Annotated in this window: 11 protein-coding genes; 7 read left to right on the forward strand and 4 right to left on the reverse strand. The window is 72.3% G+C overall.

Going from position 1 to position 13,898, the window contains the following annotated elements:
• Nucleotides 1-140 precede the first annotated feature (140 nt).
• The 6 genes from AB0M59_RS26715 to AB0M59_RS26740 are packed head-to-tail and all read left to right on the forward strand — an operon-like array spanning nucleotide 141 to nucleotide 8,224.
• Nucleotides 141-2,360 carry a hypothetical protein gene (locus AB0M59_RS26715; protein ID WP_364619929.1) on the forward strand — a complete coding sequence of 740 codons (2,220 nt, stop codon included), beginning with the start codon at nucleotides 141-143 and terminating at the stop codon, nucleotides 2,358-2,360.
• Nucleotides 2,353-3,618 carry a hypothetical protein gene (locus AB0M59_RS26720; RefSeq protein ID WP_364619932.1) on the forward strand — a complete coding sequence of 422 codons (1,266 nt, stop codon included), beginning with the start codon at nucleotides 2,353-2,355 and terminating at the stop codon, nucleotides 3,616-3,618. Before AB0M59_RS26715 ends, AB0M59_RS26720 begins: the two co-directional genes overlap by 8 nt.
• A 24-nt stretch (nucleotides 3,619-3,642) precedes the next feature.
• Complete coding sequence (locus AB0M59_RS26725) at nucleotides 3,643-4,239, forward strand: hypothetical protein (RefSeq protein ID WP_364619935.1); 597 nt, start codon at nucleotides 3,643-3,645, stop codon at nucleotides 4,237-4,239.
• Nucleotides 4,240-4,257: 18 nt separating this feature from the next.
• A complete protein-coding gene (locus tag AB0M59_RS26730; RefSeq protein ID WP_364619938.1) occupies nucleotides 4,258-5,559 on the forward strand; it encodes a hypothetical protein in 1,302 nt (433 codons plus the stop codon).
• Between the two features lie 5 nt (nucleotides 5,560-5,564).
• Nucleotides 5,565-7,124 carry a DUF4056 domain-containing protein gene (locus tag AB0M59_RS26735; RefSeq protein ID WP_364619941.1) on the forward strand — a complete coding sequence of 520 codons (1,560 nt, stop codon included), beginning with the start codon at nucleotides 5,565-5,567 and terminating at the stop codon, nucleotides 7,122-7,124.
• Nucleotides 7,121-8,224, forward strand: coding sequence for a hypothetical protein (locus AB0M59_RS26740; RefSeq protein WP_364619943.1), 1,104 nt, complete (start codon nucleotides 7,121-7,123; stop codon nucleotides 8,222-8,224). Before AB0M59_RS26735 ends, AB0M59_RS26740 begins: the two co-directional genes overlap by 4 nt.
• Here the strand turns inward: AB0M59_RS26740 and AB0M59_RS26745 are convergent.
• Together AB0M59_RS26745 and AB0M59_RS26750 are read right to left on the reverse strand one after the other, a co-directional pair.
• The gene (locus AB0M59_RS26745; protein ID WP_364619945.1) at nucleotides 8,175-10,058 is read right to left on the reverse strand and encodes a TIM barrel protein; all 1,884 of its coding nucleotides are present in this window, start codon (nucleotides 10,056-10,058) and stop codon (nucleotides 8,175-8,177) included. The genes AB0M59_RS26740 and AB0M59_RS26745 overlap by 50 nt on opposite strands.
• Nucleotides 10,045-10,971, reverse strand: a complete 927-nt coding sequence (locus tag AB0M59_RS26750; RefSeq protein ID WP_364620261.1) for a shikimate dehydrogenase — start codon at nucleotides 10,969-10,971, stop codon at nucleotides 10,045-10,047. Before AB0M59_RS26750 ends, AB0M59_RS26745 begins: the two co-directional genes overlap by 14 nt.
• A 130-nt stretch (nucleotides 10,972-11,101) precedes the next feature.
• Between AB0M59_RS26750 and AB0M59_RS26755 the strand changes: the two genes are divergently transcribed.
• A complete protein-coding gene (locus AB0M59_RS26755) occupies nucleotides 11,102-11,764 on the forward strand; it encodes a TetR/AcrR family transcriptional regulator (RefSeq protein ID WP_364619947.1) in 663 nt (220 codons plus the stop codon).
• Here the strand turns inward: AB0M59_RS26755 and AB0M59_RS26760 are convergent.
• Together AB0M59_RS26760 and AB0M59_RS26765 are read right to left on the reverse strand one after the other, a co-directional pair.
• Nucleotides 11,742-12,512, reverse strand: a complete 771-nt coding sequence (locus AB0M59_RS26760) for an N-acyl homoserine lactonase family protein (RefSeq protein ID WP_364619950.1) — start codon at nucleotides 12,510-12,512, stop codon at nucleotides 11,742-11,744. The two genes, AB0M59_RS26755 and AB0M59_RS26760, sit on opposite strands and share 23 nt — an antisense overlap.
• Entirely contained in the window at nucleotides 12,509-13,819 is a 1,311-nt protein-coding gene (locus AB0M59_RS26765; protein ID WP_364620264.1) for an MFS transporter, read from the reverse strand. The genes AB0M59_RS26760 and AB0M59_RS26765 overlap by 4 nt, the downstream gene beginning before the upstream one ends.
• Nucleotides 13,820-13,898 lie beyond the last annotated feature (79 nt).

Genomic DNA, 13,898 nt, shown 5'->3' on the forward strand with positions numbered 1-13,898 from the left:
GCATTCCCTTCCCGCGGCACCACTTCGAATTCCCCCGTCGCCCCGGATCCGGGCCCGGACCGCACTGTCGACGAATTGTCGACGGGTCGTGGAACCGTGGTCCGGTAGCAGAGGAGTCCGGCTAGGCGAGGGAGTTCCCGATGAGCATGCCCGTGCTCAGACCGTACGGTCTCAACGGCGAGGCCGGAGACCCCGTGACGACCGAAGCGGGCGCGATGTCGCCGTTCGCGCCGGTGACCCTGTCCGGTGGCGCCGAGCCGCGGCCGGCGCCGCCGCCCGGGCAGGTGCTGCATTCCCCGTTCGCCGAGGCCGCGTCCGCGGTGGGTGCGGCCGACCTCGGCGCCGAGGCGGCCGGGGCACTGCTGGCCGAGCTCGACGACGTCCGGTTCGCCGAAGCGCTGGAGCTGCTGGAGGACGAGGTCGCCGCGCGGCACCTCCAGTCGGTCGGCACCTGGTCGAACGAGTCCGCCGCGCCCGTGCTCGCCACCGCCGACACCGCGCAGTGGATGGCGGAGCTGGCCGAAGAGGCCGACCGCATGCTCGGTGCCCTGGAAGAACACTTCGGGGACCGGTCGGCGGATTCCGTGCAGACGAGCGAGATCGACGCGGTCGCCGGCTACCGCGAAGCGGACGGCTTCACCAATCCGCTGACCTCCCAGCAGCTTTTCCTCGGCGGTCTGCTGGACAAGGCGAAGAAGCTGGCGAAGGGCGTGGGCAAGCTCGCGAAGAAGGGGCTCGCCTTCGCCGGGAAACTCGCGCTGGGACCGCTGTTCGGGATTCTCCGCAAGCTCGTCCGGCCGCTGTTGCGCAAGGTGCTCGACAGCGCCATCGGCCGGCTGCCCGAGTCACTGCGCCCGCTGGCCACGCAGCTGGCGGCCAAACTGCGGGGCAGCGGCGAACTGTCCGAGGAGTCGTTCGCGGAGGAGTTCGACCGCGAGCTCGCCGCGGCCGTGACCGGCGATACCGGTTCGCTGCCCGCCGAGCACGCGGAGTTCACCGGCGACGACCCCGGACCGGGCCACGATCTGGACGACGCCCGCGCCCGGCTGGCGCGCGAGCTGGCCACCGCCGACCCCGGCGTGCCGCCCACCGAGCAGCTGGAGCAGTTCATCCCCGTGGTCATGGCGGCGCTGCCGCTGATCCGGACGGGGATCGGCATCATCGGCCGCGACAAGGTCGTCGACGCGATCGCCGGCCCGCTCTCACAGCTGATCGCGGGCATGGTCGGCGCGGACGCGGCCAAGCTGCTGTCCCGGCACATCGCCGGCGCCGGGCTGGGGCTGCTCGGGCTCGAGGCCGGCGGCGACGGAACCCTCGGCGGCGAAGCCCTCGTGGCCGCGACCGAGGACACCGTGCGGCAGGTGATGACGCTGCCACCCGAATCACTGGGGCACGAGCTGCTCGTCGAGACCGAAGTGCAGGACGCCTTCGCCGAGGCGGCCGCCCGGCACCTGCCCGCGGCGGTGCTGCGCCCCGAGCTGGTGGAACCCGAGCACGCGGTGTGGGTCATGATGCCGCGCGCCACCAAGCCCTGCTTCCGCTACAAGAAGTACGGCCGCGTCATCCCGGTCCGGCTCACCCGGCCCGTCGCCCGCGCGGTCGTCCTGGCCGGCGGCGAGACGCTCGAGCGGCGGCTGCTCGAATCCGGTGTGCAGGCGTGGCCGGTCGAGGGCGAAGTGGAGCTGTACGAGCTGCTGCCCGGCGGCCGGCCGGGGCACCTCGCCGCGTACGAGTCGGCCGACGGCGCGGCCGAGTTCGAAGAGCTGACGCAGACGGCGGCGACGCTGCTGACGGGCAATCCCCGCTTCGCCGGGACCCACCGGCACGGCGGGCACGGACAGCACCGCCGGGCGGGCAGCCGCTACTTCCGGTTCCGCCGCCAGGGACGCCCGCTGCACCGCGGGCACCGGCAGAGCTTCGTCGTGGGGTTCGACCTGACCGCGCCGCAGCCGGTGCTGCGGGTGAACCTGCTGATCGGCGAGCGGGACAGCCACGAACTCGCGGCCCAGCTCCAACGCCGGCAGCTCGTCCAGGTCGTCTCGACCGTGCGGCGGCTGCTCGACGACGCCGCACTCCAGGCGATCACGACCCGGCTGGAACGGCTGATGACCAAGCACGGCATCACCGCCCAGGCCGGCGTCGGCAGGCAGCTCGCCCAGCGGCTCGCCGACGGGATGCTGCGGACGGTGTCGGAGCAGCTGCCGGCGTCGGCGCAGACGCTCGCCCAGGCGGCTCAGGATCCCGCGCCCGGGGCGACGTTGACCTTCACGTTCTCCTTCGCCGACCGCGCCGCGGTCGCCGCGGGCACGCCGGCGGGCGATCCGGCCGTCAGCATCCGGCCGGGAATGCACCGTGACTGACCTCGCGGCGGACCGGCAGACCGAGTCCGAGCTGGTGCACTGGCAGCTCGCGGTCGAAGCGCTCGCCGATCTCGACACGATGGCCGCACCCGAGGCGTGGCAGGCACTCGAGGACTACCTGCAGCGCCAGGTCCGGGGCCGGCTGTCGGAGGTCGTCACGGTCCTGGTCGCCGAGGGCCGGGCGCTGCACCGCAGGCTCGGCGCGGGCGGCGATCCCGCCGAGGTGAGGCAAGCGGTGCTGCGGTTGCGCGCCCGGTACCTGCAGGTCGAGACGATCCTCGACTTCTACGGCGACGCGGTGAACAGCCGGACGAACCCGGCCCTGCGCGCGCTGCTGCGCGGGTACGACACGCTGGCGGGCGACAGCATGGCCGCCGTCCTGAACCGGCTGGGCATCGAGTCCCCGCCGGCGCTGATCTACCTCGATCGCGGGCTGGGCGCGGCGATCCTGCGCGCCGGGATCCGGCTGTGGGACCACAGTCACCCGTCGCCGGCCGCGGCGATCAAGCTGACCCGGCACAACCTCGCCTACCCGACCGCGCTGCTGCACGAGACGGGCCACCAGGTGGCGCACCTGACCGGCTGGACCACCGAGCTGGCCGACGCGCTGGGCACCGTGCTCGCGCCGCGCTCTAGGGAACTGGCCGAGCTGTGGCGGGGCTGGGCCGGTGAGATCGCCGCCGACGTCCACGCCTTCGCCCAGGCCGGGTGGGCGCCCGTGGCCGCGCTGGCCAACGTCGTCGACGGTCCCCCGCAGGCGGTGTTCCGGATCCGGTTCACCGATCCGCACCCGTTCCCGTTCCTGCGGGTGATGGTCAACGCCGAACTGTGCCGGAGCTGGTTCGGGGCCGGGCCGTGGGATGACGTCGCCGCCGTTTGGCGGCAGCGGAACCCCCTCGCGGACGCCCCCGGTGACGTGGCCGCGCTGACCCGCCTCAGCGTCGCCGCGTTGCCGGACATCGTCGACGTGTGCACCCGCCGGCCGATGGCCGCGTTCGGTGGCGCACCGCTGTCGGCGCTGCTCGATCCGCGCCGCGTGTCCCCGGCCGCACTGGAGTCGCTCGCCCGGCAGGCCGGCCCGTCGTTGCTGACTTCGGCGTACCTGAGGCGGCGCGAACCGTTGCGGATCCTCGCCCACCTCTCCACCCGCGCGGTGCTCGAACCGGCCGCCGCGGCCGAGCACCAGGCCCGGCTCCTGGCCTGGGTCACCGATGTCGGTGCCGACGCCGCACCGCGCTCCCACCACCAAGCCGCTTGACCCGGAGGGGAACAGGAAAACGCCATGACCAATCCGAAGACAGCCGAATCCCGCGTCGCCGCGGGACGGCCGAAAGCGGCCGCCGCGCCGGCGGCCAAGACCGAGAAGCAGCCCGCCACCAAGTCCACAGAGGACAGTCCGGCGGCCGGCCCCGCGCACAACGGGCAGAACCCGGTGCTCGACCAGCTGGTGTCGCTCACCCGCTCGATCAGTGCCCTCGTCCAGCAGAACGTCGAGTCCGGCGACGACCAGCTCACCACCGCGGACACCGACGCCGCGGAGCAGGCACGAGTCGTCTTCGCCTACGACTTCCTCGGCGTCGTGCTCGGCCGGCACGCGCCGAGCGTGTTCCAGCTGACGACCGTGACCGTGGTGCGCGACTTCGGCACCCTGACCTTCACCGGCCTCGGCCCGGCGACGGCGGCCAAGATCCGGGCCGCCGACAACACCGTCCGGTTCCTGGAAGGACTGCGGGACGGCATGCCCGTCACCATCGACCAGGGCCCCCAGGCCATCTCCGACAACCTGCGGATCGACTCGATCATCACGTTCACCGCCCGCGGCGGCACGCCGGTGGCGATCGGGCCGTGCCTGGGTCCGGTCGGCGGAGTCATCGGATAGACAACGGGAGAAACCATCATGTTCTTTCCACTGGCCAAAGCACTCGGCAACCAGAACGCCGAACTCGGGGCGCAGCGCGTGTTCCGCCTCCACCCGACGCAGATCGCTTCCCTCCTCGACGAAATCTGGGATTCGGCGCGAAGAACGCCCCAGATCCCCGATCCGTCCGGGGAAAAGGACCTGGTCTTCTTCGCCCGGTTCTTCGACGACACCGTGCTCGACGCGCTGGACCTGCCGACCCAGCCGGGCGACGACCCGTTCTTCTCGACCGACGGGCTCGACGCCTTCCTCGCGCCGTCCGGCGTCAACACCACCGGGCCGTTCGAGTGGAGCGGCCGGCCGAACGAACTGTTCTGCCCGCCGCTGCTGTGGCACCACCTCGCCTACGCCTACGTCCTGGAGAGCACCGGCATCGTCGAGATCTTCGCCGAAGTGGTCCGGCGGCTCGTCGTCGGCGAGACGATGGGAGTCCTTTCGCCGGACAGCATCGCCTGGCTGCGGGCCACCGAGCAGCTGTTCTTCCGCGACCTGCCGACCTTCTCGGTGGCGAGCGTGCTCAGCCAGGTCCGCCCGTTCGACCGGACCAACCGCCGCAACGCCTACTGGCGGATGTTCGGGCTCGACCTCGCGCACGCGGTGCCGCCGCTGTGGGCCGGCTCGGGGCCGCTGTCCGACTGGAAAGAACTGACCGGTCCGGTGAACCACGACTTCCGGCAGAAGTGGAGCGAGCTGCTCCGGCAGATCTGGATCGGCGTGGAGAACCGGGCCAACAACAGCGGCGCCAACCCGACCGACCCGAGCTACATCGCCCTGCTTTCCCGTGCGCTCAAGGACCTGCTCGGCAACCGCCGCCGCGGCGGCGCTCTCGCCCGCGAAGAGTTCGCCTACGTCGCGATGCTGAACTGGTTCCACCTGACCGTGGACAGCGACACGTCGCTGATCGTCGACCTGCAGGCGCAAGCGAGCAGCTCGGCCGACCGGCTGGGAGCGCTGGGCCAGAAGGTGGGGATCACGCCGGCGTTGCGCTCCCGGGAGCTGTTCGACCTGGCCGAACCGATGTCGACGCTGCTGCGCGGGATCGAGCTCGGGCTGTTCGACACCGAAACGACCGCGGCCACGCTGTTCACCGGCGGGACGAACATCTTCAGGGACGTCCTCGACACGATCAACAACTGGCAGTCGGCCACCGGCGAACGGGTCAAGGAAAGCCCCGCGCGTGCCCTGCCGACCGGCGGGCAGCCGCTGCGGGTGCCGGTGCCGGCGGCGTCGCCGGCCGCGATGGCACCGCTGAACGGCTCGGCCCCGGCCTTGAAGGGGTGAGCGCCGTGCCGGCCGAGAGCCAGACGACCTGGGCGTGGACACCGCCCGATCCGCTGGCGGAGGGAGAGGACTCGGGTTACGAGCCCGAATGGCACGACGAGCCGGGCGGCCCGCTCGCCGAGGAGCCGGAGCGGCGGTGGGCGGGCGAGCTGATCAGCCCGTTCGCGGCCGCTCCCGAGGTGCCCGAGGCCGAGCCGGTGGCGCACGAGGAGGCGGACCCGGGTCCGTTCTCCGTCGAGGGCGAGCTCCTGCTGTGGGCCACCGAGCTGGCCCAGGCACCCCAGCAAGTCCGGGCGGCGTTCGACCGGGAAGAGCAGACGCGAGCTGTGCGCCTGCTCGTCGACAGCGGGGTCCGGGACGAGCGGTGGCTGACCGACCTCGTCTTCCACGCCCGGCACCGCGAGCTCGGCGGCCGGTCGATCGGGCCGGACGAACCCGCGCTGGCGGAGGAGTGGCGGGCCATCCACGACGAGGAGGTCCGGCCACGGCTCGCCGGCGATCCGGTGGAGCGGCTCGAAGGCGAGGGGGGCATGTTCGGCGCTCTCGTGAGCGATGTCCTGGCGACGAACGCCGTGCACGCCGCGTTCACCGGTGGTGAGCGCGACGAGAACAAGCTCACGGACATCGGCTACCGGGCGTTCCCGGGCACCGCCGCGAAGATCACGAAGAACGATCCTCCCGAGTTCAAGGACCGGTGGACCCGGATCAGGGACCGGATCGTGCGCCCCTTCCTCCGCCTGAAGAAGACCGGGCTCGACCGGCTGGTGCCGCGGGGAAGACCGCCCGGGCGCGCGTGTTGCCTGCTCTTCGGTCCCGCTGTCCTCGACCTCGCGGGCCTCGGCACGCACGGGGCCGCCCCGGGCGAGCCGCTCGGGGAGGTCTACACGCGCAAACTCGGCTTCGTCGATCTCGGCCACGCCCGCGAGACCGCGGACGTGACGCTGTGGGCGCTGACGCAGCTGCAGAACCAGGCGACCGCGGGCACGACCGTCCAGCTGTTCCACGGTTCGGCGCGCCTGCTCCACGAGGTACCGCTCGAACGACGGCTCGCCCTCGCGCGGCAGCTGGCGTACGTCGACTCGGTCGAACACGAGATCGCGACTTTCGGCGTCGCCGGCCCGGGCATGGACAACTCGGCGTTCTCGCCGGAAGACCTGCCGTCCAATCTCTTCGGCACGCTGGTCGCCGACGCCGCCTTCCGCGCCGACGGTGGCTCCGACGCGGCGATCACGCAGCAGTTCAAGCAGCTGCTGCAGGCCGCCGGTGCGCAACCCGTGGCGGTGGCGACGACGGTGCAGCACGCCGCGGCCGGCCGGGGCTGGTGGGGCCCCTCGACGCTGTGGTGGGCGGATGCCCCGCTGCGAAAACGGAACTTCACCGCGGACCCCTGGCTCATCGACGAGCACGGCGCGGCGCGGATCGCCCAGGGCGCGCTGCCCGCGGCGCCGCCCCTGGTCGGCGCCGACTTCGAGTACGAGTCGGCGGCGCACCTCAAGAACAGCGACTTCGCGCAGAAGATCGCCGCCATCCGCGCGCAGGTCCCGGCATCGGGCAGGACCCCGTGACCGCCGCGTTCTCCGTGGCGGGTGAGCTGGAGAGCTGGGCGGACACCCTGCTGCGCCTGCCGGCCGGGGCGCGGGCGGCGATCCGGGCCGGGCACGCGGAGGAGGCCGTCCGCCTGCTCGTCGCCGGAGGGCGGCGGGACGAGGGCTGGCTGACCGACGTCGTCTTCCACACGCGCCACCCCGAGCTGCGGGGGCGGGCGATCCGGCGCGGGGAGGCCGCCCTGGCCCGGGAATGGCAGGTCATCCGCACGAGCATCGTGCACCCGCTGCTGGCGGCCCCTCCCGCGCCCGCTCCGGCCGCGCCGCCCCCGGTGGTCTCCGCGGCGCCGGCCCGATCGGTGGCGGACTGGCGGCAACGCGCGCTGCGGTCCGCCGGGATCGACCCGGCGCGGTGGGACCCGGACGCGGGGTTCACCGCCACCAAGCCGATCGTCGAGCGGGTCTACGCCTACGACATGGGGTTGTTCAACCACGACGAAAAGCTCTTGTGGGCCGGGATGGCGAAGCTGGCCGGTGGTCAGGTGTACCGCGGGCTGACCGTCACCCAGGCGACCATGGACGCCGCCGCGATGACGGCCGACCAGGTCGTCTCGGCCGACATCCTCATCGGCTACGCCTCGACCGTGCAGGTGAAGCTGCTCGTCGGACAGCGGGCGATCTTCGACGACCTGGCCTGGCAGCACCAGGCTTTCGTGGAAGGCGGCCTGCCGGCGCTGGAGGCGGCTTCTCCCGCCGGTTTGATCGATGCCTGGCGGGACATCGCCTCCGGCGATCCCGGCCGGGTCCGGCGGGGCAACCGGGCGCTGCTGCGGCGCGAGCAGGAAGTGGTGCTGGCGCCGTTCTACGCGTCGATCCGCGACATCCCGGACTTCGACCAGATCCCGAAGCGCATGTCCGCCGACGCGCTGTCGCCGATCCCCGGCGGGAAACCGTTCCGGGAAGTCGTGCCGGGTGGGGACATCACGGTGTTCGCGGACCGGTGGAAGTGGATCGAGACCGACATGCTCCCGGCCTACGAAGGGCTCACGCCGGCACGTCGCCGTCAGCTGGTCAACACCCCGCTGGCCGACCTCGCCGCCCACCGCTGGCCGCCCGGCTGACCATCTGGGCGTCGCGCCTCGTCGCCTCGCGCTGCCTGCGATGGGCCGCCATCCGCACCGGTGAGTTCGCGGCGCCATCCCCCGCGTAACCGCCGATGCGTTGCACCACCTCGAAAAACACGCGGCCGCCGAGCACCACGGTGAAGAAGTGCAGCAGCTCACCACGCTCGTCGCGGTCGTAGAGCACCGACTGCTGCCGCAAAGCCGTCAGCAGGGAGGGATCCGGAGCCAGCCGGGCGTCGAGGTCGTCGTAGTAGTTGCCGGGGATCTCGAGCAGCGGTGCCCCGAGCTCGCGCATCCGGCGTGCGCTCGCCAGCGCGTCGCCGGTGGTCAACGCGACCCGTTGCGGCTCCCGCACCCCCGGCGCCCACTCGCCCCGCCGCAGCAGGGCCGACTCGAGCGCGATGCGGACCCGGCCGGACGGGTCGGCCACCGTGCGGCTGCGCACCAGGCCGAACGGCGCCGCGAACTCCGTCACCGGCTCCGGCTCCAAGCCGAGGACCGCCCGGTAGAACAGCGCCGCCTCGTCGAAGTGGTCGAACGGCTGGGTCAGGGCCAGGTGGTCGATCCCGGTCACCCCGGCCGCCTCCCCCGCCGCCGGGGTCTCCGTGAAGTCGCCGAGCCAGCTGTCCGCGGTGTCGGCGCCGGTGCGGCAGAAGAAGACCGACGTCCCGTCGGGCGCCGCGATCGCCGACAGGTCCGCCTCGTCCGCGCGGTGGCTGCGCGGCAAGATCGGGGCGAGCAGCCGCTGCGCACGCCGGGCGGACGCGACCGGGTCGGCGCTCTCGACGGCGACCGCACCCACCGACGCGCCCCCGGCACCGGAACCGTTGAGCAGGATCCGCGCGTCCCCCTGCCGCCACAACCGGACGGGCTTCGAGCGGTGGTGACCCGTTTCGGCGAAACCGAGTCCCCGCAACGCGTCCGCCAGTCCGGGTTCCGTTTCGCCGTCGACCGCCAGCTCGACGAACGCGTGCCCGGCGAGCGCCGGGGCGGGCGGCAGGTCCACGAACCCGAGCGTTTCCTGCAGGCCGAGCAGCGACCGCATCGCGTCGACCGCCGCCGGTCCCGGGTCGGCCTGGCGGAAGACGTCGTTGAACACCTCGAGCGACAGCGGCCCGCGGTAACCGGCCGCCAGCACGTGCCCGGTGAACGCGGTCAGGTCGAACGCGCCCTGGCCGGGGAAGAGCCGGTGGTGCCTGCTCCACTGCAGGACGTCCATCTGCAGCCGCGGCGCGTCGGCCAGCTGCAGGAAGAACAGCTTCTCCCCGGGGATCGTGCGGATCGCGGCCGGGTCGCTGCCGCGCGACAGGATGTGGAAGCTGTCCAGGCACAGCCCGAGCGCGGGGTGGGCGGCGCGGCGCACGATGCGCCACGAGTGCTCGTAGGTGTTGACGAACCGGCCCCACGCCAGCGCTTCGTAGGCGATCCGGATGCCCCGCGCGGCGGCGCGTTCGGCGAGCAGGTGCAGCTGCTCGGCGGCGAGATCGTCGTCGTCGACCGCGTCCGGCGACACCGACGAGCACACCAGCATCGTGCCGGCGCCGAGCTGGTCCATGACGTCGAACTTCAGCTCCGCACGCCGGAGGTTCCTCGCGAGCACGTCCGGCGGCACCGCCTCGAAGTCCCGGAACGGCTGGTACAGGTCGATCGACAGGCCCAGCTCGGCGCAGTGCTCGCTGATCTCCTTCGCCGACCACGACGAGGCGACGAGGTCGTTCTCGAAGATCTCCACCCCGTCGAAGCCGGCCCGGGCGGCCGCGGTGAGCTTGTCCTCCAGGGTCCCGGACAAGCAGACCGTGGCGATCGAACGGCGGGCTTCAGTCGAGGACATCGGCGGGCTGCCTTTCCGGAGAAGTGGTGAGGACGGCGAAGTGGCGCAGCATCCGCGCGGCATCGGGTTCGGTACCGGTGAACAGGCCGAAGGCTTCGGCGGCCTGGAACACCGCCATGCGGCCGCCGTCGAGCACCCGGGCCCCGGCGGCGCGCGCGGCGCGGACCAGCTCGGTTTCGAGCGGGCGGTAGACCACCTCGGCGATCCACAGGTCCGGGCGCAGCAGCTCGGCCGGCACCGGGAGGCCCGGGTGGGCGGCCATGCCGGTCGGGGTGGCGTGCACGAGCCCGTCCGCAGCGGCCACCGCCGTCGCGAGGTCCGTTCCGGCTGACGCACGCTCGGCCCCGAACCGGCCGGCGAGGGCGGCGGCGAGCTCCACGGCGCGGCCGGCGTCGAGGTCGAAGACCCGGACCCGGCCCGCCCCGGCCGTGAGCAGGCCGTGGGCCACCGCGGCCCCGGCGCCGCCCGCGCCGAGCAGTACGACCGAGCCGAGTTCGACGTCGGGGAGTCCGGTGCGGAGTCCTCGCGCGAAGCCGGACCAGTCGGTGTTGTGCCCGACCGCGCGGCCGTCCTCGAACACGACGGTGTTGACCGCGGCCAGCGCGGCGGCCTCCGGGGACAGCTCGTCCAGATGCTCCAGCACGACCTGCTTGCACGGGTGCGTGATGTTCAGCCCGCGGTACCCGGCTTCGCCAGCCGCGGTCAGCAGCGGACCGACGGCGGTGGCCGGCACGCCGAGGTCGTCGAGGTCGATGCGGGTGTAGACCAGGTCCAGCCCGAGCCGGCGCGCTTCGGTTTCGTGCAGCGGCGGGCTCAGCGACGGCCCGATGCCCGCGCCGATCAGTCCGGTGAGCACCGTGTCCGGGGTCGCCCGCGCGGCGTGCGCGCGGATCGCGTCGGCGGCTGAAGACAAGGTCACGAGCACTCCCGTAATGTACGAACCAGTACGTTATTTGTACCTCATGGTGTCGCCGCCGTGAAGGGCCCGGATCCGCGGCGACGTCCTACAGTGGGCACATCAGCTGAAGCGAGGAAGGAAGTCCGTGGCAGCACCATCGTCGGACGCAGTGGCCAGCGGCGGACCCGGGCGCATCCGCGACGCGGACCGCACGCGCGCCGAGATCCTCGACACCGCCGCCCGCGAGTTCGCCGAGAAGGGCTTCGACGGCGCCCGGGTGGACGAGATCGCCGCGAAGACCCGCACCACGAAGCGGATGATCTACTACTACTTCACCAACAAGGATCAGCTGTTCGTCGAGGTGCTCGAACGGGCCTACACGGTCATCCGCTCCCTCGAACAGGACCTCGACGTCGACCACCTCGACCCCGCCGAGGCGATCCGGCAGCTCGCCGGGCTCACGTTCGACCACCACGAGTCCCACCCGGACTTCGTGCGGCTGGTCAGCATCGAGAACATCCACCGCGCCGAGCACATCGCCCGGTCGACCGCGCTGTCGAACCTGGCGAACCCGGCTCTCGACGTGCTCACCCGCATCCTCGCGCGCGGCCGCGAAGCCGGGCAGTTCCGCGACGACGTCGACGCGCTCGACGTGCACATGGCCATCAGCGCGTTCTGCGTGTTCCGGACCGCGAACCGCTACACGTTCAACGCCATCTTCGACCGCGACATGCTCGACCCCGCCTTCCGCGACCACCACCGGCGCATGGTCGCCGACCTGCTCGTCAGCTACCTGACGACGCGCTGAGCCGCACGATCCGGTCCGCCACCGGCGGGTACCGGGCGAGCACGGCCGGATCGTGCCCCGGCACCACCAGGCCGGCTCCGGCGAGTTCCCTGACCCGGTCGAAGGCGCCGTAGACGCCGGTCGTCGAGTGCAGCAGCGGCGCCGGGCGATCGTCCTCGATGTTCTCGTGGAAGTGACTGGCGTCCGACGCCAGGACCACCGCGCCGGCCGCGGTTTCGACGCGGACGACCTGCATCCCGGCGGTGTGCCCGCCGACCAGGTGCACGCTCAGCCCGGGCACGACCTCGGCGTCGCCCTCGACCAGGTCGACCGGCCCGGCCCGCACGTGGTCGAGGGCCACTTCGTCGAGCAGCCACCGCTCCCGCTCGATCCGCTTCGCCCACGGGCCGGTCCAGTAGTCCATTTCGGACTGCTGGACCACGAACCGCGCTCGCGGGAACTCGGCGACGGTGCCGCAGTGGTCGTAGTGCAGGTGCGTGAGGACGACGTGCCCGACCGTCTCCGGGGCGACGCCGAGGTCGGCGAGCAGCCTGACGGGCTCGACGTACTCGAGCCCGTCCACCTCCCGCGCCCGCTCCGCCCGGATGCCCGCGTCGACGAGCACCGTGTGCTCCGGCGACACCGCCAGCCAGACGTAGTAGGCGGTCGGGTGGGGTTCCGCGGAATCCCGGTCGTAGCCGAGGAAGTGCTCACCGCGGTACCCGATGCGCCGGCCGTAGCCGAGCGCGTAGACCTCGAATTCGCTCACCGCGGCACGCCGACCTCGCTCCGAACCGGGTCCTCGAGGCCCAGCCGCGCGGTCGGCACCCGGTAGGTTTCCTTCCCGGTGGCCACGGCGATGATGTTGACCAGGCACAAGGCGGCGGTGAAGACGGCGACGCCCAGCCACGCGCCCCGGCCCGTTCCGGTGACCCCGACCGCGATGGTGGGCAGGAACCCGCTGATCGCGAACCCGATCTGGGTCCCGATCGCGGTGCCCGACAAGCGCACCCGCGCGGGGAACATCTCGCCGTAGAACGACGGCCACACGGCGCTGGTGGCGGTGTAGACGATGCCGAACATCCCGATGCCGACGACGAAGATCCAGAGGTAGCTGCCGGCCGCGATGGCGCCCAGGTACGGGAAGATCAGGATCGCGCAGCCCAGCGACCCGGCCATGAAGATCCGCTTGCGCCCGAAGCGGTCGGAGAACTTGGCCCACAACGGGATCGAGATCACGGCCGCGACGTTGGCCAGCACGCCGACCCACAGCATCGGGGTCTTGTTCAGCCCCACGGTGTTCACGGCGTAGCTGAGCGCGTAGACGGTGAAGATCGTGCTGACGGAAGCGATCAACGCGGCCACGACCACGCGCAGGACGTCGGCCCAGTGGTCACGCAGCAGCACGGCCAGCGGCAGCTTCGCCACTTCGCCGCTCGCGACCTCTTCCTGGAACACCGGCGTCTCGTCCAGCGAGCGGCGGATGTAGTAGCCCACCAGCACCACGACGGCGCTGAGCCAGAACGGGACCCGCCAGCCCCAGGACAGCAGCTCTTCCTGCGGCAACGCGGCCACCGGCAGGAACACCGCGGTCGCCAGGATCTGCCCGGCCTGGGTGCCGCTGAGCGTGAAGCTCGTGTAGTAGGCGCGCCGGTGTTCGGGGGCGTGTTCGAGGCTCATGGAGTTCGCGCTGGCCTGCTCCCCGCCGGCGGACAGGCCCTGCAGCAACCGCAGCGCGACCAGCAGGATCGGCGCGGCCACGCCCAGCGTCCCGTAGCCCGGCAGGCAGCCGACGAGCACAGTGGACAGTCCCATCAGCAGCAAGGTGATCAGCAGCACCCGCTTGCGGCCGAACTTGTCCCCCAGGTGCCCGAGCAGCAGCGCCCCGAGCGGCCGCGACACGTAGCCGACGCCGAAGGTCGACAGGGCCAGCAGCGTGCCCGTCGCCGGCGAGGAGGCCGGGAAGAAGATCTTGTTGAAGACCAGCGCGGCCGCCGTGCCGTAGATGAAGAAGTCGTAGTACTCGAGCGCGCTGCCGATCCACGCGGCCAAGGCGGCCTTGGCGGGCCGGCCCACGGGCGGGGCTGCGTTGTCCGATACTGCGTTGTCCGATACTGCGTCATCCGGACGATCGGTCACGTCAATCTCCTCCGCG

The sequence above is a fragment of the Amycolatopsis sp. NPDC051371 genome (assembly GCF_040682155.1).
Taxonomy (GTDB): domain Bacteria; phylum Actinomycetota; class Actinomycetes; order Mycobacteriales; family Pseudonocardiaceae; genus Amycolatopsis.